The sequence below is a fragment of the Kiritimatiellia bacterium genome, from assembly GCA_028715905.1.
In the GTDB taxonomy this organism is placed as follows: domain Bacteria; phylum Verrucomicrobiota; class Kiritimatiellia; order JAAZAB01; family JAAZAB01; genus JAQUQV01.
The window spans coordinates 13647-34318 of the sequence record JAQUQV010000019.1 but is presented as its reverse complement, the minus strand read 5'-3'; the positions used below and the strand labels follow the sequence as shown (position 1 = coordinate 34318).

General features: G+C 54.6%; 15 protein-coding genes. 11 read left to right on the top strand and 4 right to left on the bottom strand.

The features are described 5' to 3' along the window. Positions 1-122: 122 nt before the first annotated feature. Positions 123-965, bottom strand: a complete 843-nt coding sequence (locus tag PHP98_05555; GenBank protein MDD5483100.1) for a tetratricopeptide repeat protein — start codon at positions 963-965, stop codon at positions 123-125. Between the two features lie 182 nt (positions 966-1147). On the opposite strand from PHP98_05555, the gene PHP98_05550 reads away from it, so the two are divergent. Further along, positions 1148-4201 (top strand): tetratricopeptide repeat protein, encoded by a 3054-nt coding sequence (locus PHP98_05550; protein MDD5483099.1) that lies wholly within the window; start codon positions 1148-1150, stop codon positions 4199-4201. Between the two features lie 24 nt (positions 4202-4225). Then, positions 4226-4924: an ankyrin repeat domain-containing protein gene (locus PHP98_05545; GenBank protein MDD5483098.1), complete on the top strand. Its 699-nt coding sequence runs from the start codon at positions 4226-4228 to the stop codon at positions 4922-4924. Between the two features lie 51 nt (positions 4925-4975). On the opposite strand, the gene PHP98_05540 is transcribed toward PHP98_05545, so the two are convergent. The 3 genes from PHP98_05540 to PHP98_05530 form a co-directional block, all read right to left on the bottom strand. Then, positions 4976-5515, bottom strand: coding sequence for a GNAT family N-acetyltransferase (locus PHP98_05540; protein MDD5483097.1), 540 nt, complete (start codon positions 5513-5515; stop codon positions 4976-4978). A gap of 99 nt (positions 5516-5614) precedes the next feature. Beyond that, positions 5615-6412, bottom strand: a complete 798-nt coding sequence (locus PHP98_05535; GenBank protein MDD5483096.1) for a helix-turn-helix domain-containing protein — start codon at positions 6410-6412, stop codon at positions 5615-5617. 303 nt (positions 6413-6715) lie between these two features. After that, positions 6716-10069, bottom strand: coding sequence for a DEAD/DEAH box helicase (locus PHP98_05530; GenBank protein ID MDD5483095.1), 3354 nt, complete (start codon positions 10067-10069; stop codon positions 6716-6718). A gap of 322 nt (positions 10070-10391) precedes the next feature. Between PHP98_05530 and PHP98_05525 the strand changes: the two genes are divergently transcribed. The 9 genes from PHP98_05525 to PHP98_05485 all read left to right on the top strand — a co-directional run bounded on the left by PHP98_05525 (position 10392) and on the right by PHP98_05485 (position 20665). Further along, the gene (locus PHP98_05525) at positions 10392-11819 is read left to right on the top strand and encodes an FAD-dependent oxidoreductase (GenBank protein ID MDD5483094.1); all 1428 of its coding nucleotides are present in this window, start codon (positions 10392-10394) and stop codon (positions 11817-11819) included. Between the two features lie 41 nt (positions 11820-11860). Continuing rightward, positions 11861-12751 (top strand): phosphoglycerate dehydrogenase, encoded by an 891-nt coding sequence (locus PHP98_05520; GenBank protein MDD5483093.1) that lies wholly within the window; start codon positions 11861-11863, stop codon positions 12749-12751. After that, a complete protein-coding gene (locus PHP98_05515; protein MDD5483092.1) occupies positions 12748-13533 on the top strand; it encodes an aldolase/citrate lyase family protein in 786 nt (261 codons plus the stop codon). The genes PHP98_05520 and PHP98_05515 overlap by 4 nt, the downstream gene beginning before the upstream one ends. 46 nt (positions 13534-13579) lie before the next feature. Continuing rightward, complete coding sequence (locus PHP98_05510) at positions 13580-14653, top strand: uroporphyrinogen decarboxylase family protein (GenBank protein ID MDD5483091.1); 1074 nt, start codon at positions 13580-13582, stop codon at positions 14651-14653. 4 nt (positions 14654-14657) lie between these two features. Next, entirely contained in the window at positions 14658-15506 is an 849-nt protein-coding gene (locus PHP98_05505; GenBank protein MDD5483090.1) for a M55 family metallopeptidase, read from the top strand. Positions 15507-15534: 28 nt separating this feature from the next. Continuing rightward, a complete protein-coding gene (locus PHP98_05500) occupies positions 15535-17574 on the top strand; it encodes a beta-galactosidase trimerization domain-containing protein (protein MDD5483089.1) in 2040 nt (679 codons plus the stop codon). Next, the gene (locus PHP98_05495; GenBank protein ID MDD5483088.1) at positions 17571-18482 is read left to right on the top strand and encodes a TIM barrel protein; all 912 of its coding nucleotides are present in this window, start codon (positions 17571-17573) and stop codon (positions 18480-18482) included. The genes PHP98_05500 and PHP98_05495 overlap by 4 nt, the downstream gene beginning before the upstream one ends. Position 18483: 1 nt before the next feature. Further along, complete coding sequence (locus PHP98_05490; protein ID MDD5483087.1) at positions 18484-19812, top strand: FGGY family carbohydrate kinase; 1329 nt, start codon at positions 18484-18486, stop codon at positions 19810-19812. Positions 19813-20134: 322 nt separating this feature from the next. Further along, positions 20135-20665 (top strand): uroporphyrinogen decarboxylase family protein, encoded by a 531-nt coding sequence (locus PHP98_05485; protein ID MDD5483086.1) that lies wholly within the window; start codon positions 20135-20137, stop codon positions 20663-20665. The last annotated feature ends 7 nt before the right edge of the window (positions 20666-20672 follow it).

Genomic DNA, 20672 nt, shown 5'->3' with positions numbered 1-20672 from the left:
ATAAACACGTTTCGTGTTTCATGAATTAGGAACAAAGACGGAAACTGCATTTGATCGCTGCCGCATCCCCATGCGGCGATTCCGGACAATAAAACATACATCGCCGAACAGGGGTTCGGCTCCTACTTAATCTTCCTCAACTCCGCCGCCTTCTGGCTGAACGGCGAAGAGGGATATTGCGTCATTAAATCATTCAGAATCAACCCGGCTTTCTCCTTTTCATTCCGCCGCTGGTAAATCAGCGCGGAGCGGTACAGCGCCTCGGGCATGGCCTTATTGTCCGGGTAGAGCGCTATGACCTTTAAATAAGACTCCAACGCTCCGGCCTGGTTCTCCTTGGCCTCCAGACATTTGCCCAGCCCCAGGAAAACGGCCGCGGCATAAGGCATTGTTTCGCTGGAAGGTTTAAGCTGTTTGGCGTATTCTTCGGCCAGCGCCTGGAATTTGGGCATGGCCTTGTCAATCTCGTTCCGCGCCACCTCGGTTTCCGCGAGCCCGAGCTCGGCATCCATTCCGAGCGGATCGTCGTCATAGGCCGCGAGAAATGCGGAGAAAGCCTTTTCGGCCCCGGCCAGATCGCCGCCGGCCAGGCAACCGCGTCCGTAATAGACCAGCGCCTTGGCGGCCCAGTCGGTGTCCAATCCGACATATTGGTGAACAGTCCGGGCAAGGTTCAACTGCGCCTCGCGGTAACTGCCCTTTTCGTAAGCCTCAATGCCGCGGACAATGGTCGGCGGCGGCTCAACCTTCATTTGCACTATCGCCGCGCGGGGCACGGTCAACACGCCCTGGCCGGCGATTTCAATGGCCACCCCCTTGCTGTCGGCGGACTTGACCTGGCCGCGGAACCGCTGGTTCTTGGTGATGATGACGTCCTCCGCCCGCCCGGCAAAGGCGCAGATGAAAAACAATAAAACGCAAACATCCGCCAAACGCTTAACGCCAAAAGAAAGTCCGGTTTTCATTTTTTTATTGTGACAAGGGTAAAAATAAAACAATTAATTTCATCTGTCAATTTTTTTCCGAAAAAACTCATCGCATTCAGCGCCGGACCATGTATAATAGCCATTGTAAATTTTTAAGCAATTTTTTTATCATTTTTATTTCAGCCGTCCCGGACGGATTAACAGGAATAGGAGCTACATCAATGGCGACAATCGGCACCTCTAAAAAACGATATTTCTTCCTTGTTCTGCTGGCCGCGGCGCTGCCGGCGCTGGCGGACGTGGCCGACGACCTGGCCATGAGCGGCGAAGAAGCCATGAACCGCGGGCAGTATGACCAGGCCATCGGCTTCTTTGAAAAAATAGTAAAGACCAAGCAGACTTATGTGAACATCCCCTCGGTGAAATTCAACCTGGCCTGGTGTTATTACCAGCGCGTCCGGTACGAAGAGGCGCTCCCCCTGCTCGCCGACCTGAGCGGCGACCGCGCGCCGAGCAAGGAGATACAGGAACAATCCGTCTTCCTCATGGCCGAATGCCATACGCGCCTGGCCGCCTCCCTGACCGGCAAGGAACAGGAAAAGGAACGCAAAAAAAATCTTAAAAAAGCCATTGAACTGCAGGATAGTTTCATAAAAAATTATCCCAAGAGCATCAATTATCCCTATGCCATTTACGGCCGGGCCTACGCCTATTATCTGAGCGGCGAGCTGGACAACGCCCAGAAGGATTTGGACAACCTTATCCGGAGCTTCGGAAACACTTCCGTCGGCATGAGCGCGCAATTTCTGCTGGCCAGCGTCTACAGCCAGCAGGGCCTTGACCAGATCAAGGCCGGCAAACGCGCCGAGGCCCAGCCCTGGCTTGAAAAAGCCCGTAAAATCTTTGACCAGCTTTCCAAAAGCAACATCAATCTCGCGCTGGCCAACGACAGCAATTATTCGCTCGCCGAAACATGGCTTGAGGCCGGAGAATACGACCAGGCCATTCAATATTGCCGCAATGTCCGCCCGAAATCCGAAGTGCTGCTTGACCTCAAGTCCCGCCTGGAAGCAATCAGCGCCAGGATGGCGGCCGACCTCGCCAAGGGAGCCGATATTAAAGCTATTAAAAACGAGCTCGGGCGCGTGCAGGGGCAGTATGCCGGCGTCCAGGATTCGCCGGACCTGATGATCACCGCCTATTTCCGCATCGCGGACATTTTTTTCAGGATGAAACGTTATGACGAAGCCATCACGGTCGGCCGGCACCTCTTGAATTTCACCAAGGGTCCCCAGTATCAACAGGCCGCCTTCCTGATCATTAACGGATACATCGCCCAGAAAGACGCGGACGCCGCCGCGCTGGAATTTGAAGAATTCAAGGCCAAGACCGGCGCGGACGCGCCCATCGCCGAACGCGCCGCCCTTTCCCTGGGCCAGCTTTACTTTGTCCAGAACAACATTGCAACCGCCCTGCAATATTTCGCCGAAAGTTTTGACACCTTTCCCGACGGGGCCGGCGCAGAAGACGCCCTCTACATGAAGGCGGCCTGCGAGTTCAACCTCAACCAACCGGAAAGCCTGCATGAAACCGTGGAAATTTACATGGAAAAATTTCCCAAAGGACACTTTCTGGCAAACCTGCTCTTTTTCAGGGCCGTCAATCTGGCCGGCGAAAAACAATGGGACGAGGCGCTCGCCGCCATTAACGAACTCCTGCAGAGGTTCCCGAAGGGGACCGACGCCTTTGAGACGATTGACGAGGCTCTTTACCAGAAAGGCGTCTTCCTGACCCAGTTAAAAAAACCGAAGGAAGCCGTCCGCTTGTATGAGGATTTTCAGAAACGATACAAGGAAAGCCGCATGATGCCGTTCGCCCTTTATCAGATGAGCATGGCGCTGAACGATGACGGGCAGTTTGCCAAGGCCGTGGACGTTCTGGAGCGAATCGCGCGCGAATACGCGGACCAGGAGATCGCGGCCCAGGCGCTGTTCCGCATCGGCGTGATGTATTACGAAAAGGAAGATTTTGTCCGCATGTCGCACGCCCTGGAAAGGGTGCCGGCCGAATTCCCGGAGAGCCCGCTCAACGCCGACGCCTGTTTCTTCCTCGGCTGGGTCGGAAAGGAAAAACTGAACGAATATGACACGGCCGTCCATTATCTCTGGCAGTCGCTGGAGCTGGATCCGCGGAACGAGCGCGCCCCGGAAATACTCTTTCTCATCGCCCAGGCCCTGAACGAAAAAGCCCAGCGCATGGGCCAACCCACCATCCTGCCCGACCAGCAGCGCGCCGTCTACCGCCAGACAATGCTGGAAAGCGCGGAAGCCTGCGAATCGCTTCTGCGGAACTACCCCGATTCGGAACAGGCCCTGTCCGCCATACCCGGCATCGCCGACGCCATTTTCAACCTGGTGCGCTACCGGATGATGAATGCCGACGAAGCGGAACAGTATTTCGCCAAAGCCATTGCCAGGCATAAGGATAACCCCGCCCTGCAGGCCCAGTTGATTTTCAGCCGGGGAATGTTCCTGGTGAAAAACGCCGAAAAAGAAAAAGCGCTGGCCGCCTTCAAAGAGGCGCTGGCGGTTGACGCCAACGTGCGGCTTTCCTACCAGATGCTGCTGGATTACGCCGATGCCGCCAAGGAGGCCATGGGCCTGAAGGAGGCGGAACAGACTTACCAGAGGGTCTTGACCGAATTCGCCGCCGACCCCTACGCCGCGGCGCCGGCCACTTACGGCCTCGCCGATATCCGCTTCCTGGAAGGAAAGGACGCGGAGGCGGAACAGGCATTCGTGAAGGTTCTGAAAGACTTTCCGTGGTTTGAAAAGGGCAAACAGGGCAAGGTTAAAATCGCCCAGATCCGCGAGCGTCGCAAGGATTACGAGGCCGCCGAACGGATGTACTCGGAAGTCGCCGCCCAGGAGCGTTCGCCAGAAGCCCGCATCGGCGCCCTGCTGGGAACCATCCGCTGCCAGCTGGTGACGGCGGACGCCCTGGATAAACAGGGACAGAAGGCCCAGGCGCTGGAAAAATTCAACGCGGCCGACGCAAGCGCCAGCAGAATTATTATCATGTTTGAGGCTTACCCGGAATTCGTCTCCGAGGCGCTCTGGCACAAAGGGCAGATTTACGAGATGCAGAAAAAGTACGACATGGCGCGCGAACAGTACGAGCGGCTGGCCAAAGACTTCAAACAGTACTCCTGGGCAAAGAAAGCGGAGGAACGCCTCAAGGCCCTGCCGGCGGCCGCGTCCCCGGCGGGACAATAAAAAAATGTCGCCCCATCCAGCTCCATGATCGCGCAAATCCTGGCCCGCAAAGAGTTGAAGATTATTCTCATTGTCGGCGGCGCGCTCATGTTTATCTCATTCCTGCTCAGACATAGCGACCGCATGGAGCGGCTGGCCCGCGCCGTTTACGACGGCCGCGCCGACGCCGTTGAAAAAATACTGGCCGCCCACCCCGGCCTGCTGAACGCGCGCGACAAAAGCAACGGGTTCACGCCGCTTCACTGGGCGGTTATCGCCGGCCGGTCAAACCTGGTTTTCAGCCTGATTGAAAAGGGGGCGGACGTGAACGCCGTTGACCGGGACGGCATGACCCCCCTGCACAGAGCGGCCATTTTTAACGGCAGGTCCTGCGCCGAAGCGCTGGTCGCCGCCGGCGCCGATGTTTCGGCTTTTGGCCGGAAATACGGCGCTCTCCGTCTGTCTCCCCTTCACCTCGCGGCCGAGGAGGGACATGCCGAAATGATAGAATTTTTCCTGAAGCGCGGGGTTGACGTCAACCTGCCGACCGAAGGCGGCAACCGCATCACGCCGCTCCACATGGCGGCGGCCAGGGGACATGCCGAAGCAGTGCGGCTCCTGATTGACTCCGGCGCCGATATCAACGCCGCCGATTTGGCCGGGAAAACGCCCCTGACCTGGGCGGTTGTCTCGGAACAGCAAAACACGGCCGATCTACTTCGCAAGGCAGGGGCGGTGCCATGATAAGAAAGGCAGAAGGCAGAATTAAGAAGGCAGAAAGAAAAGACGGATGTATTAATCCGATTCTTCCGTTTTCTGAATTCTGCCTTCTGCCTTCTGCCTTTCCGTAAGCGTCATGGCGACTTCCGGGCAAGTGAAGGGCGATGCGTATTTGGTGCAATTGATGCAGCCCATGTACAACTTGTGCATCAGCGTTTCCTTGGGCACTTCGCGGAAACCGAACCGCCGGAAATAAGCCGGGGAAAAGGTGAGCACCACAATCTGCGCCGGCCGGTAGGTTCTGATGTGTTTGATCATGGCTTGGACCAGCGCCGTGCCGACCCCGTGTCTTTGAAAATCTTTTGAAACCGCGACTGATTTGATTTCCACCGAATGGCTCGGCGAGCGGGCAATTTCCGGCAAAATCTGCCAGGAAGCGGTTCCCGCTATCCTGCCATTGATCTCCGCCACGAGAAAACGGTCAATGTTCTGGATAATGTCGCTCATGGACCGGGGTAAAACCTCGCGCGGGTGTTCCTTGAGCAGGGCATAAATGGCCGCCGCGTCGCTGAACCCCGGCGGCCTGATTTTAACAATTTGTTTTTTCTTTTTCATAAATTCATAACTTGATTCCGTCCGTAAAAAAAAGCAAGCATTTTTTACGCATTCGCCCGTTTGGGCCCGGCCCTCCGGAACAGCGTCAAGAGAAACGGGTTAAATTTTCCCGGCCGGACGGCGGCCGAAATGCTGTTTAAAACACTGGATAAAATGACTGGACGTCTTGAAACCCGAGGCAAAGGCTATTTCTTTGATTTTGAGGGAAGGCGAAGATTTCAATATCCTGTCGGCGTATTCAAGACGCGTCCGCACGAGGAACCGGTGCGCGGTTTCGTGCAGATAGCGCAGAAAGAGACGGTTTAAATGACGGGGAGTCACGCCGGCATGTCCGGCAATTTCATGGATGGTTATCGGCCGGTTGAAATTTGACATGATGAAACGGGCGGCCTCCTCGCACAACGGCCGGGACGTGTCAAAGCGGGATTTGGCGGCATGGGGGGCGGGAGTTTTCATAAGGCGCAGGTCAAGCGCCTTGTGCAGGGCCTGCCCCACCCACAGCAAAAGCTCGCAGCCGATCATGTCGCGGCGCCAGTGAAACGGCGCGGGCTTCAACGCCAGCTCAATAATCCGCATTAGTATGCCGCCAAGCCGGGGATCTGAACAAAAAAGGAAATTGCCGGCCCCCCGGGATCTCACATAATCGGTGAAAACATTTGCGGCCTGGCCCGTGATACAGATGCTTGCGCCGAACAATACGCCCGAGGTTCCGCACGACCATGAATGAATCTGTTTTGCGGGAATCAAGATGCCATCATTCGGCTTCAGCAATGCGGAATGCCGCCCGGTTTTAAAAAGGAAGACGCCTTCCATGACGAACTGAAAATGAATGGAATCATGAATATGCTCCACCGATTGGAATCCTTTCCGCACCGCGCCGGGTTTGAAATGAGCCATTTCGAGACGGATTTCCGTGCCATCAAGAGACAAAACCGGCACGTATTCGAGTGACGTGAGAAGAATCTCATCAACGACACGCCAATTTGTTCCACTGCCTTCAGTTTTTAAATTCTTCCTGTTTTTCAACATTGAGCCGGTCCTGCGGCCGGTCGGCCGCTTTTTTTGCGAGAATCAATGCGTTTCGCCCCATGATTCCGGCGGGTTCTGCGCGCGATCGTCTGGCATTGATTGCGCGGCATGGTATACTTTTTATTTTTAAGGGGAATTAAAAATATCGTTTCCGCCATTACAAGAAGATTATCACGACAGCAACAGCTCCAAGTCCGCGCTGGTCAGACCGCCGATGAGACTATTGTCGGCGGTGATGATGGCGTCGGCCAGGGCGCGTTTGGAGTTTTGGAGTTCAAGCACTTTTTCCTCGACTGTGTCGCGCGCAATCAGGCGATAGGCAAACACTTTTTGCGTTTGCCCGATGCGATGGGCGCGGTCTATTGCCTGGGCCTCTACCGCCGGATTCCACCAGGGATCGAGCAGGAAAATATACTCGGCCGCCGTCAGGTTCAGCCCAAGTCCGCCGGCCTTGAGGCTGATCAGGAACAGTTTACATTCCGGATCTGACTGAAACCGCTCGACGCTCGCCTGGCGGTCCGCGGTTTGCCCATCAAGATAGGCGTAAGGAATTTTGGCTTTGTCCAGGCGTTCGCGCGTTATGGCCAGGAGGCTGGTGAACTGTGAGAATATCAGAGCCTTGTGACCTTCCTCGGTCACCTCGGCGGCCTGGGCTTGGAGCGCATCAAGTTTGGCGCTCTTGACTTCCCGGTATGCCGAGTCAATCAATCCCGGATGGCAGGCCGCCTGGCGCAGACGCAGGAGGGCTTCAAGCACCTGGATTTTCGATTTATTCAGGCCGTCCCGCGCCACTTTTTGCGTGAGAACGACGCGGTAATGATTGCGCAATTCGTCGTAAAGGCGGCGTTGCTCGGCGCCCAGTTCGCAGTAGACGGTCTCTTCTATTTTCTCCGGCAGGTCGCGGGCAACTTGGGATTTTTTGCGACGCAGGATGAATGGCCGCAAAGCCCGCGCCAGCCAAACGCGCGTTTCCTCGTCGGGCTCGCGCAAGACGCCGGCGCGTTTGAAAGCCGCGACCGCGCCCAGCATGCCTGGATTGAGGAATTCAAAGAGGCTCCACAATTCGCCGAGGTGGTTTTCGATCGGCGTGCCGCTGAGCGCCAGACGATGTTGGCCCCGCAGAAGCCGCACGGCTTTGGTCGTTAGCGCCTGGTGGTTTTTGATGGTCTGGGATTCGTCCAGGATAACATAATCGTACGCCACATCCTTAAGCTTAAAAATATCGCGGCGTAAAGCGCCGTAAGTCGTCAACACCATGTCGTATTCGCCGAAATGCGCCGCGCCTTTCAGGCGTTGCTGACCGGTATGATCCAGAATTTTCAGGGCCGGGGTGAAACGCCGGGCCTCCGCCAGCCAGTTGAAAATCAGCGAGCGCGGTGTCACCACTAGCGTCGGTTCGTTCGCCGCGGCGCTGGTTTGCAGGCGTTCTTCGCGCCGCGCGTCGAGCATGGCCAGCACCTGGATGGTCTTGCCTAACCCCATATCGTCGGCCAGACAGCCGCCGAACCCGAAACGGCGCAGGAACTCGAACCAGCCCATGCCGTCGCGCTGATATGGCCGCAATTGTCCATGAAATCCAGCTCCGGCATCGCGCGGCGTGATGGCTTCGAAGGCGCGCAGTTCCCGCCGGAGGCGTTTGAATTGCTCGTCGAATGCGGTCTCGGATTCGGCCAGCATGGCATCCAGCACCGCCGCCTGAGTCCGCTGGAAACGGATATGGTCTTCCCGCTCCTTGCCAACCCCCCTGAACATTCCGATCTTGGCCAGCCAGTCTTCGGGCAGGACGCCCATGGTTCCGTCGCCCAGGGCAATCAAACGTTGGCCGTCGCCCAGGGCGCGCAGCAGCGTGGGCAATTCCACGGTCATTTGTTCAAAGCGGGCGGCTCCGCGCAGTTCAAACCAGTCCACGCCGGAGGATACCGTAAAAGCAAAAGACGTTGGCGAACGATATAGCTTGCCATCGGCCTCAATATGCCAACCTTCCCGCAGCAGCGCGGCAACGGCGGCCGGAAAGCGCTGGGCCGCAATCTGCAGATTATAGCCGTCGCTTTCAATATATACGGCGGTTTTGAATCCAAGCGCGTCCAAAGCCTGACGGCATTTGAACTCCGCCGCCAGGTCGCGGCGCACCGCCTGACCGGTTTCCCGCGGAAACAGGCAGGTCCGGCCCTCGACCGATGAGATTTTCTGTCCGTTATAATCGAATCCGAGTTCGGCGACCAAAGTGTCAACCGAATAATACGCGCGCGCTTTTTTAACTCGTAATTCGGGCCTGGGCCGGACAACGATTTCCTCCAGGCGCAGGTGGGGCGGAATTATCAAGCGCTCCGCCCAGGTCTGGGTGTAGAGCGTTTTGACGCATTCCCGGACATCGGCTTCCGGCACCCCGATTTCCGGGTGGTGGTGGAAACAACGCAGGAACCCCGGGTTCATTCCATTGTCGTAACGGGCAACCGTGTCCCTGAAAAAAATCCAGCCGCCGCTCAGCCATCCGCGTGCCGCACTGAGTTCGCGGGATTCCTGGTCGCGGCGTAATCTGGCCGTGACTTGATACTTGCCGCGCGCGCCGGGCGTCATCTCGACCGTGACGGCCCAAGGGCGCCCATCGTCATAGCGCAAAACCGCAGGCGGAAGTCGGCCGTCGGATTTCAGGTGAAATCTGCCGGTGGCGCACAAGTCCGGCAGCAAGTGCGCCAGGGCCGCGCCGCGCAATCGATAGTTGGCGTCTGCTGTCCTTCCGCCATAGTCATAGACCGTCCTGACGCCTTCAAGCAGGCCAAGGATTTTCCGGTCCAGCGGATCGGTCAGTTGTTCCACGGCCAAAAAATCCAGCTTCCCGTTTTTCCACGTGCCCCATTGGCCGTTCGACTTTCGCTCGCGCAGTTCGACAAGCAACTGCAAATCCGCGTTGCAACTATGATCATAGAAAGAGGTTTGGTACCTGATTTCCCGTTCCCGCAACGCCTGCGTTTGGAGATGGCCGGCGGCTGAACAGTCGGCAATCAACAACTGTTTCCAGCCTGGCGGTTTGGGTTTGCGCGGCTGGACCGGTTGCATCTGACCGCTGATGCGCAACAGGTTGAGAACGGCGCCGAACGGGTCGGACAACCGGCCGCGTTTCGAGCCACGGCGGTCTTCCCAAATTTCGGGTTTCTCCGCATCGGCGTTATCATCCGCAAAAAGCAAATCGTCCGGTCCGAAATAATCTTCGCTCATGTTGACGACCGGCAGCGGCGTGGTCGCGGACTTGGGCTGAAGAACGTGGCGCTGGTCCGCGTCCAGAATCGCGGCCCACATATGTTCGCACAAATTACCGCCGCGGGCATGCGCGCATGAACATATGGCAATCAGGTTTTGACCGTCCAATTCCAATTCTACCTGGCGAGCCGTCAAATCGCGCACTTCGGCGTCATAAAACTTCGGATGGAATTCCAGCGTCCGCACGCGGCCGCTATGAAAATGGTTTGCGCCGTTTTCACGGGATTTTAATGAAAACAAATGGGCGCATGCCTGCTCCAGACTCATGAAGACGTTTTATGCTCCGGTTTGTCCGGCAAAGCAAGAAAAAAATTGGCGTGGTTCAGGTTTTGATCGCAGTGGGATTACTGCATAAGCAGCATTTTGCCGCTTTCCACGCGGATGATTGACATCGGCGGAATATATCCCGCGGGAGAACATGATTGCCGCGCCGCAAGCGACCGGCTCCCTCGGCGGGCAATTCCACTGTAACTCATGTTTGTCCTTTTTCCGACACAAATGTCCGCTTTTTGCGCTTTTTTTTTATGGATTTTGGGACCGCTTGCAGTTTAAATCATCAAAGACTGATTAAACACTAATGGAGTAAGCCATGAATCGGAATTTGAAAATCGGCGGGACATTTAGGAATGAGGTTGAGTCCCGGATTGTCGGCGAAACGGATGTGATAGTGGCCGGCGGCGGGACCGCCGGAGTGGCAGCCGCGCTTGCGGCCGCCCGCAACGGCGCAAAAACCATTTTAATTGAGCGTTATGGCTTCCTGGGCGGCATGATGACGGCCGGCAACGCGGGCTTGACCAAATACGTCGTTCATTCCACGGAACATTCGGATTACAAAAACGTTCTGGCGCAACTGGCGAAAAATCCGGCGGAGGTGCAGATTGTCGGCGGCATTTCCATGGAAATCACGGAAAAACTGCTTGAAACGGGCGCGGGCATCGGGACCGGCGGCAAGGCCGGAAGTTACGTTTTCACCAATTCCGAGGAATTCAAATATTTGCTTTTGACCATGCTTCAGAAGGCGGGAGTTGAGCTGCTGCTTCATTCGTGGATTGTTGGCGTGATAAAGGAAAAAAACACGGTAAAGGGCGTGATTGTGGAAAACAAATCCGGAAGGCAGGCCATCCTGGGAAAAACGATAATTGACGCGACCGGCGACGGCGACGTTGCCGCGCGGTCCGGCGCTGAATTTGACATATGCAAGGTGGCAAAACTGGCCAACGGCAAGTCAAACTCTCTCTCGGCCATGGGGGTGATGTTCCGGGTCGGGAATGTCAACTTGGCGAAACTATTTGGATACTTAAGAACCAACCCCGAAATATTTCAGATCCAGGGCTGCGCGTTGTTGAGCCTGGAAGAAGCCGCGGAAAAGCTGAAAGGAGGAGAAATGATGACGATCAACGTCAAGACCGATTTCAGCCCATATTTCATCCAGGTCTACAACCTTCCCATGGAAGGAGTGGTTACCTTGTGCTGCCCATGTTGTCATGGCAACGGCGCTTCGGCGGCGGACCTTACCCGGGCAGAGATAACCATAACCAAAATGGTGCATGCCTGGTGCCAAAAAATCAGGAAAATACCCGGTTTTGAAAAGATGTATCTGCTGGATTGTCCGCAGATCGGCGTGCGGGAAACGCGGCTTGTGCGGGGGGAATACGTGTTGACCATAGACGACATTTTCAATATGCGCGAATTTGAGGACGGCATCGGGCGCGGGGCGCATCCGGTGGACGCTCCGGTCCGAAAAGAACTCAAAGAACGCGCCCTTCGGCGCTGGTCATTTTCCATTCCTTACAGGAGCCTGGTTGCGAAAGGCATTGACAATCTGCTGCTGGCGGGGCGGTGCATTTCCGTAACGCACGAAGCGTTCGGCTGCACGCGCGGCACGGCCCAGTGCATGATAACCGGCGAGGCGGCCGGAACGGCGGCGGCCCTGTGCCTGAACGGCAAAGTCAAGCCGAAGGATTTAAATGCCCGGCAATTGAGGGAAAGACTGCTTAAACAGAAGGTTGTTTTATAAACGCAAAGTCCGGCAGGGACAATTATCCGGAGCGGCGGCAAATGAAAAATATTCTCATCACCACGGAAGAATTCCTGCTCAACGATTTCCCCGCGGATTTCAAGGTTGTAAAAAATCCGTACGGCCGGAAACTTTCCGAACAAGAGGCGGACGACTTGATTCAACGGCATCGGCCGACGGGCATGATCGCCGGCATTGAGCCGTTGACCAGGAACACCATGGCGCGCGCGCCTTTCCTGAAGGTCATATCAAGGTGCGGGATCGGGCTTGATTCCGTGGATTTACAGGCCGCCTCTGAACTGGGCATCAAGGTCGCGAACACGCCGGATGCGCCGACCCCGGCCGTGGCGGAGCTGGCCGTGGCTTTGATGCTTGCCGGGCTGAGAAAAATCAGCGTCATGGACAGGCAAATCAGGCTCGGAAAATGGCCGCGCCCCATGGGGTTTCTCCTGGCCGGCAAAACGGTCGGCCTGATCGGCTGCGGGAGAATAGGAGGTTACACGGCCAAACTGCTCAAGACTTTCGGCTGCAACGTGCTGGGCTATGACCCCTATGTCAAGGCCGCTTCTTTTTGCCGGTTGTGCGCATTGGAAGAACTGCTCCGCGATTCGGATATAGTCAGCCTGCACGTGCCGCACACCGCTGAAAATCATCATCTGCTGAATCGCGAACGTATTTTTGCCATGCAAACAGGCGCCATGCTGGTCAACACCGCGCGCGGCGGCCTGGTTGACGAAGAAGCGCTTTATGACGCGCTGACCCGGGGACATCTTTCCGGCGCGGCCCTTGACTGTTTTGAAAATGAACCCTATGCGGGGCCGCTGGCAAATCTTGAGAACGTCGTGTTGACGGCCCACGTCGGCTCAAACGCGAAAGAGGCGCGGCTGGTAATGGAGCGGCAGGCTCTGGAAAATCTGGTCAAAGAAATATGAACAAAAACACAACAACCAGCAATCCGGTGAAAAAGGCGTTATTGGAAAGGCGGCTGGCGGTCGGCTCCTGGATTCAAATCGGCCACCCGGCGGTTTCTGAAATATTTTCCCGGGCGGGATTTGAATGGCTTGCGGTGGACATGGAACACACGGATATAGGCCTTGAAACTTTTACGGCTGTGATCAGGAGCATGCCCGGGCAAGGGGCGGTTCCCCTGGCCCGCGTGCGGGCAAACGATGCCATCGCCATAAGACAGACGCTGGACGCCGGGGCGCGGGGCGTGATTGTGCCGCTGGTCAATTCGGCCGCTGAAGCGGAAAACGCGGTCAAGGCGGCAAAATATCCGCCGCAAGGCATCCGGGGTTTTGCGTTTTGCCGCGCAAACAACTGGGGAATTGACTTTGATGAATATGCGGCCGCCGCCAACAGGGATACGGCCGTGGTGGTCATGATTGAATCCAGGGCGGCGGTTGAAAACATAAACGCCATTCTGTCGGTGGAAGGAGTGGACGGGGCGTTTATCGGGCCCTATGATATGAGCGGCTCCTACGGTGTGACGGGGCAAGTGTCGCATCCCGATATTATTCAGGCTTGCCGAACCGTTTCCGTTGCATGCAAAAAGCATGGCAAATCCGCCGGAATTCATATTGTCCGCCCGGACGAAAAACAAATCGCGAACGCCGTCAAGGACGGCTTCACGTTCATCGCGCTCGGCATGGATACGGTTTTCCTGGCCGCAAAGGCCCGGAGTTATGCAAGGAGACGGAATAAGCGAAAATAAGCCCGGCCGACAGGCGCAAAAAGCGTTGAGGAGGAAACAAGCGATTATGAATTCCAGAGAACGCGTAATTGCGGCATTGGAACATAAAGAGCCGGATATATTGCCCATGCAGGATGGCATTTGGGAGGCTGCTATAAACGCCTGGCACGCGCAGGGATTGCCGCGGAACGTAAAATGGGGGTCTCCGGAAAATTATTCGTTTACCAAGTATTTCCGGTTTGATGTGGCGCGGTTTGGAATAGATTTGTCGGCCCGTCTGCCCGAGAGGGTGATTGAAGCCGGCAAAGACTATAATCTTGAAGTCACGCGGGACGGCAGCGTGATAAAACGAGTGAAAGATGCCAGCTCCATCATCGTCAAAAACGCGATTGGCGGACGGAACGATTGGGAGAAATTCAAACTGCGTCTGCGGCCGGAAGCCGATCGTTTCAATGAAAAGGCCGGAAATTTTGAAAATTTCGGCAGGGCCAGGGAGGCGAATAAATTCACGGCATTCTATGCCGCCACAGGCGTTGATAGATTTCAAAACATCGTGAAAATTGACGATTTACTTGTGTTGATGATGGAGGACCCGGAATCGGCAAGGGATATGTTTAAAACAGTCGCTCAACTTATTATTGGAAGTTGCGAACTGTTGCGGCAAAAGGGATATGCGTTCGACGGATTATGGCTGTGTAATGATATGGGATATAAAAACGCTTCCCTGATTTCTCCAACGCTTTACCGCGAACTTATGTTTAAAAACGATAAATTGCTGTGCGATTACGCGCATCAGACCAACATGAAAGTTATTTATCACTCTTGCGGTTATGTTGCGGAATTGATTCCGGACTTGATTGAAGCCGGCGTTGACTGTCTGCATCCTTTGGAGGTTAAGGCCGGCATGGATGTCGTTAAATTGAAAAAAATGTATAAAGGCAAACTGGCCTTTATGGGAGGAATTGAGACATCCAGGTTCAATAGTCCGGCGGAGATAGAGGAGGAAATAGCCGGGAAATTGCCTGTTGCCATGGCCGGCGGCGGTTATATTTATCATTCCGATCATTCCATCCCGCCCTCCGTGGAACTTAAAAATTATCTGTATGCGCTTGAAACGATCCGCAAATATGGGCGGTATTGATTTTATGGTAAAAAAGAAGAAATACATGGTCAGGTGCGATCTTGAAGGCGCAAGCGGCATAGTCAGTTACAGCCAGGCCGAGCCGGGCAAGGCGGAATATGCAATCGGACGCGAAATGTTCATGCATGATCTGCTGGCGCTCCTGAAAGGGCTGCGGGAGGGCGGCGCGGATGAAGTTGTGGTCTATGATGAACACTGTGATGGAAGAAACATTGATCTGGTCCGCCTGCCTGTTTATGCCAAAGCCATCTGCGGCAAGCCGCCTTACCGGGCCGGCTGGGCCGGCGGCCTTGATGAAACCTTTGCCGGGCTTATTTTGCTGGGATTCCATTCCAAGGCCGGGACTGCCGACGGGCTCCTGCCGCACACTTATGAATGGGACATAGCGAACCTTGTCCTCAATGGAGTGTCCATCGGCGAAATAGGGATGGAGGCGGCCATTGCGGGCGACTTCGGCGTCCCGGCCATCATGATGGCCGGCGATGCCGCCGGCGCGCGGGAAGCGCAGGCGCTGCTGCCCGGAATCGTTGGCGTGCCGGTCAAGGAGGGGCGGAGCGAAACGGGCGCGGCGTGCCTGGCCCCGGCATTAACCGCCGGGATGATACGAAAAGCCGCCATGAAAGCCATGAAAAACGAAAACCGGATAAAGCCTTATAATTATGGAAACAATGCCGTCCTGGAAATTGTGTTGAGGCCCGGTTTGTTTTTGAATGAAATGAAGCATATGTGCGGCAAAGAGTTTCACGGCGAGCAGGCTTTGCGCATCCGCGCGAAAAACGTTACCGCGGCATGGGCATGCTATTGGAAAACGAAACTTGCATGTTTAAAAATTTTAGGAGATAAAAAGCAATAAAAGACGGAATACGCGGAAGGGATCAATAATGTTTAAGCCAAAATACAGTCTTTTCTATGATAACCACACCATGCCCTCATGCCCCGATGTCGGCAAGAATTTTGATGTTGAAGCCTTTACCGGCAAAATAAAAGAATGCGGGGTTGATTTTCTGACTTTTCACGCCAGATGCAACATGGGCAATGCGTATTACGACACAAAAATCGGCGTGAAGCATCCTTCCCTCGCCTATGATCTCTTCGGTAAAATCGCCGAAGCCTGTGAAAGGAAATGCATAAAACTTTCCGCCTATCTCAACGCGGGATTGAGCCATGCGGAAGCCCTGCTCCACATGGATTGGCTGCGCGTGGACATGGAAGGAAGAGTTTATACCGACAAGACGTTCCCGTCCGTCAGGATCATGTGTTTCAATACGCCGTATCGCGAACATCTCAAGGCAATGACCCTGGAAGTAGCAAAGAAATACCCGTCCGTCAGCGGTTTTTTCTGGGATTGCATGTATCCGACGCATCCCTGCGTCTGCCCCGTGTGCGTGAAGGAAATGAAAAAACGCGGCATAAATTGGCGAGACGCGAGAGCCGCGGCCGCTTTTTCGCGGCTTTCCGCCGTCCGCATAGCGGAGGAAATTTCAATGGAATTGAAAAAAATCAATCCCGAGTATTTGTTGTATTTCAACGGATTAGGGTTTGCGCCGCAAGCGGAAATAGGGACTTATCTTGAATGCGAATGCCTGCCCACGGGAGGATGGGGGTACGAAGCTCTGCCGGTCTTGTCAAGGTATCTCAGAAATTTCGAAAAAACCGTCCTGAACATGACCGGCCGCTTTCATAAAAGCTGGGGCGATTTCGGCGGCATACGCACCGAAGCCAGCCTGGAATATGATCTTCTTTACGGCCTTGCCAACGGAATGCGTCCGAATGTGGGCGGGCATTTTCATCCAAGAGGCGACATAAACAACGCCGTGTTTGATTTGATCAAAAAAGTCTATAGAAAGCTGCAAACCTACGATGAATGGCATCTGGACGCCAGGCCCGTTGCTGAAATTGCCGTTTTTCTCAATACCGATAATGATATGGGCGACCTCGCGGCCGGCATCGGCCCCGGTGTTTACGGAGCGGCGAGGATGCTCTGCGAGTTGAAACAGCAATTTGACGTGATATCGGAAAAAAACGACTGGAGCGGATATAAAATAATTATCTTGCCCGATAATGTTTTGATGACGGGCCCGATTCAAAAAAAGGTAAAGGCCCATCTTGACGCCGGGAAAAAGATAATCGCCAGCCACAAAAGCGGTTTTGAGCCCGGTCTGAAAGGCTTTATGTTTGAAAAAGAATGGGGCGCGCGCTTCATAAAGGACAATGATTTTGCCCCGGCTTTCTTCACCATTGCGCCCCCTTACGGCAGGGACTTGCCGGATATGCCCCTCTCGCTTTATTCAATGGGGATTGAGATGGCGCCGATCCGGGGAACCGGGGCGTTCGGGAAAATGATAAAATCATTCTGTAATTTCGGCTGGGACGGGGAACACATTAATTTCTACGCGCCGCCTTATGAAGCGACAGATCTCCCGATCCTTGTCGCCGGCAAACAGGTCGCCCATTTCAGCCATCCGATCTTTGACGCATATTATAAAATGGCGCCCGTTCCCCTCCGCCAGCTTTTTGCCAACGTTCTGGATGAATTTCTTTCAAACCCGGTTTTAAAAACACAAAACCTGCCGTCATTCGCCAGGGCCATGGTCACGGAAAAGGCAAGCCGGAAAATGGCGCATCTTTTCGCTTATGTGCCGGAAAAGCGCGGGGCTTCAAAGCTCCCGGCCTGGTTCCCGCTGACGGAAGCGCTTGCTTTTTATACGCCGGAGGAAAAAGGGGAATCGGCAACAGAAATGATAGAAGAACCCATAACCGTCTGCGATGCCGTGGTAAAGATAAGGCTTGACGGCAAAATTCCCGGGAAAGTCTATACGGCGCCGGACAGGAAACCAATGGAATTCAAAATAAGAGACGATTACCTTGAAATACAAGTGCCCATGTTCAAGGGATATGCCCTGCTTGTGGCGGAGGAATGATGAAAGAGAATATCGGAAAATACGCGAGATTGGGGCTGGTCCACCATCTGTTATATCCCAGGTGCCTTGAGGACGCCGCATATCATTTTGAAACCCTGCGTGAATTCGTAAAGCGGGACGACATTGAGACGTTTGATTGCTGCCTTCCGTTTGAAGAACCATACAAGCGGAAGGCGATGGAAGCAGTGCGGGACAGCGGGAAGGAAGTTGTTTATTCCATGCATATTTTTCCCCTGGATAAAATTTCGCTGGGCAGCGATTCCCCGCGGGAACAGAAGCTTATCCGTCTTTACCTTCAGGATCAGATCGCCGCGGCCGCGGCGATCGGCGCAAAAGGATTTGTGTTTTCGTCCGGGAGGGACGTTCCGGCGCCGGAAAGACCCGCGGCCCTGAAAAATTTTAGAAATTTATGCAAATGGCTTTGCCCTGAACTGGCCAAACACGGCATCACCGCGCTGCTGGAGCCGTTTGACCGCGAGTTTGACAAAAAATTCCTTTATGGCCCCACGCCGGAGTGCATGGAATTGATTAATTCCCTGGAGCCTGAAATCGTTAATTTCGGCATAGAGCTTGATATCGCCCATCTGCCGTTGATGGGAGAGAGTTTTGAAAAAGCAATTTCCACCGTAAAGCCAAAACTGAAACGCATGCATATCGGCAATTGCGTCATGAAAGATTCATCATCAAAATGGCGCGGAGACACGCATCCGCCGGTCGGCTTTGCGGGCGGGGAAATAGATGTTCCGGAATTAACCGAAGTGCTGCGTCTGGCATTGCGGGCCGGCTATTTGAATAAAGAACAACGCGGCGCTCTCGTGCTGGAGATGCTGCCGTTCCCGGATATGACTGTAGAGGAAACAATCCGGGATTCTGCAAAACGCCTGGAAGAGGCATGGAAATTGGCGTGATATGTCCTGCGCGATCGGCATAGATATCGGCACCGGCAAAGCGGCCGTTGTGGCAATTGACACGGGCGGCGCCTTGCGCGACAGCGCTTCTGTCAAAACAAAGGCGGACATTCCCGTCCCGGAAGGACGGTCCGAACAAAACGCCGCCGCCATCCTTGAGGCGGTCGGCCGCGCCGTCAAATCAATTGACCCCGAAATCAGGCGGAGAATTTCCGCCGTGGGAATTACCGGGCAGATGCACGGGATGATTCTTTGGAATGACGAGGAGGCCTCGCCTCTTTACACGTGGAAAGACAAAAGAACTCTTGAGGGCGGGTTCCTGGACAAGATCAGGCGGAAACCGGGCTGCCGCAAATTGAGGGCCGGGTTCGGCTCGGCAACATTGGCGTATCTCGCCGCGAGGAATGAACTTGGCCGGTGGAGTTCTGCGGGGACCATCCATGATTATTTTGCCTGCAAAATCTGCGCCCTGGCGAAACCATTGACGGATCCTTCCGATGCCGCCAGCTGGGGCCTGTTTGACATCAGGAAAAAACAATGGAATTTTGCCGCGATCGGGAAACTCAAAATACCGGCAAAATTCTTTCCGAAAGTTGTCCCCGCCGGCGCTCAGGCCGGCAGATTATCGGGCGAATATTCCTCTTTGTTTGGATTGCCGGAAGGGATTCCGGTCCATGCGCCGATAGGGGATAATCAGGCTTCAATACTGGCGACGGCAAACAATACGGACGAGGAAATCTATCTGACGCTTGGCACCGGCGGCCAGCTTTCCGTGGTGATTCCGGAAAAGATGATCAATGAAATAAAACGTTGCGCGACGGTTGAAGTAAGGCCGTTCGTGGGGCAAAAATATATCGCCGTCGCCGCTCCATTATGCGGAGGACAGGCTTTTGAGTGGCTGATCAATTCGCTCCAAACGTGGCTGAAGGAACTCGGAATTAGCCCGCCCGGGCAGGACGAGTTTTACAGAATAATTGACATTTTGGGTCTGAAAAGCAACGGCGATTCGCTGGCAATTAAGCCCAATTTTCTTGGCGAAAGGGATGACTTTTCTTTGCGAGGCGAGATATCCGGCATAACGCTGGGCAATTTTTCCCTCGGAAACATCTCGGCCGCCCTGGCCAGGGGCGTGATTGCCAACATCCAGCGCATGATGCCAGACGAAATTTTCCGGGATAAAAAAACAGTGGTTTGCAGCGGCAATGCCATAAGGCGCCTGAAAATATTACAGGAGGCCGTCAAAACGCGGTTTCATCTGCCGATCAGAATATTGCCGAAATCGGAAGAGGCCGCTTTGGGAGCCGCCCGTGTTGCCATGCCCCCTTCTTAAGGCAAAGACGCGGCTTATTGCGCGATATTTGTTTGTTTTCGGGAAAGACGACAACGATGGAAACTTCCAGAACGATAGTGAATAAATGCCTGAAGTTTGAATATCCGGGGCGTATCCCGCGGGATCCCTGCATATCCGATTATGTCGCCTCGGAATTTCCGGAAAAGGTTCGGGAAATTAACCGGCGTTTCCCTTCCGATATTTGCTGGGCCAGGGTTGACAATGTTTATCAGCCGTCGCCGAGAGTCAGGGGGGACAAATTCGGCGCGGGAACATATGTAGACGCGTGGGGCTGCGAGTTTCTGAATGTTGAGAATGGAATTTGCTGGAAGTCATTCATGCGTTTAATTTGAAGGAACTGGAGTTCTGGATAACCACGAATGTTGACGCCATCCGGTTCTCGGATGACTGGGGATCCCAGCATGCGCTGCTCGTTTCGCCGGAAACCTGGCGCCATATGTTCAAACCGTTGTACGCGGATTATTGCAAACTGATTCATTCCAGGGGCAAATCCGCTTTCATGCATTGCTGCGGGCAAATTTTGGAAATATACGAAGACCTGATTGAGATCGGCGTGGATGCCATTAACTCCCAGCTTTTTGCCATGGACATGGCGGAATTGTCAAAACGCGCCAAAGGGAAAATCACCTTTTGGGGAGATATAGACCGTCAGCATATTATAACCTCCCCCGACCCGGCGGTCGGACGGGGCGCCGTGAAAAAAGTCGCGGCGCATTTCTATGATCCCGCTGGCGGAGTTATTGCGCAACTCTGGGTTGATCCCGGGGCAAATCTGGATACAACCATCGCCATTTTGGAGGAATGGGAAAAAATACCGTCCGCCGCAGGATGAAAATCGG

Bases quoted from the DNA above. Each gene is read 5' to 3' on its own strand.
- PHP98_05555 (MDD5483100.1), bottom strand. From the start codon at position 965: ATGAAAACCGGACTTTCTTTTGGCGTTAAGCGTTTGGCGGATGTTTGC.
- PHP98_05550 (MDD5483099.1), top strand. From the start codon at position 1,148: ATGGCGACAATCGGCACCTCTAAAAAACGATATTTCTTCCTTGTTCTG.
- PHP98_05545 (MDD5483098.1), top strand. From the start codon at position 4,226: ATGATCGCGCAAATCCTGGCCCGCAAAGAGTTGAAGATTATTCTCATT.
- PHP98_05540 (MDD5483097.1), bottom strand. From the start codon at position 5,515: ATGAAAAAGAAAAAACAAATTGTTAAAATCAGGCCGCCGGGGTTCAGC.
- PHP98_05535 (MDD5483096.1), bottom strand. From the start codon at position 6,412: ATGGCTCATTTCAAACCCGGCGCGGTGCGGAAAGGATTCCAATCGGTG.
- PHP98_05530 (MDD5483095.1), bottom strand. From the start codon at position 10,069: ATGAGTCTGGAGCAGGCATGCGCCCATTTGTTTTCATTAAAATCCCGT.
- PHP98_05525 (MDD5483094.1), top strand. From the start codon at position 10,392: ATGAATCGGAATTTGAAAATCGGCGGGACATTTAGGAATGAGGTTGAG.
- PHP98_05520 (MDD5483093.1), top strand. From the start codon at position 11,861: ATGAAAAATATTCTCATCACCACGGAAGAATTCCTGCTCAACGATTTC.
- PHP98_05515 (MDD5483092.1), top strand. From the start codon at position 12,748: ATGAACAAAAACACAACAACCAGCAATCCGGTGAAAAAGGCGTTATTG.
- PHP98_05510 (MDD5483091.1), top strand. From the start codon at position 13,580: ATGAATTCCAGAGAACGCGTAATTGCGGCATTGGAACATAAAGAGCCG.
- PHP98_05505 (MDD5483090.1), top strand. From the start codon at position 14,658: ATGGTAAAAAAGAAGAAATACATGGTCAGGTGCGATCTTGAAGGCGCA.
- PHP98_05500 (MDD5483089.1), top strand. From the start codon at position 15,535: ATGTTTAAGCCAAAATACAGTCTTTTCTATGATAACCACACCATGCCC.
- PHP98_05495 (MDD5483088.1), top strand. From the start codon at position 17,571: ATGATGAAAGAGAATATCGGAAAATACGCGAGATTGGGGCTGGTCCAC.
- PHP98_05490 (MDD5483087.1), top strand. From the start codon at position 18,484: ATGTCCTGCGCGATCGGCATAGATATCGGCACCGGCAAAGCGGCCGTT.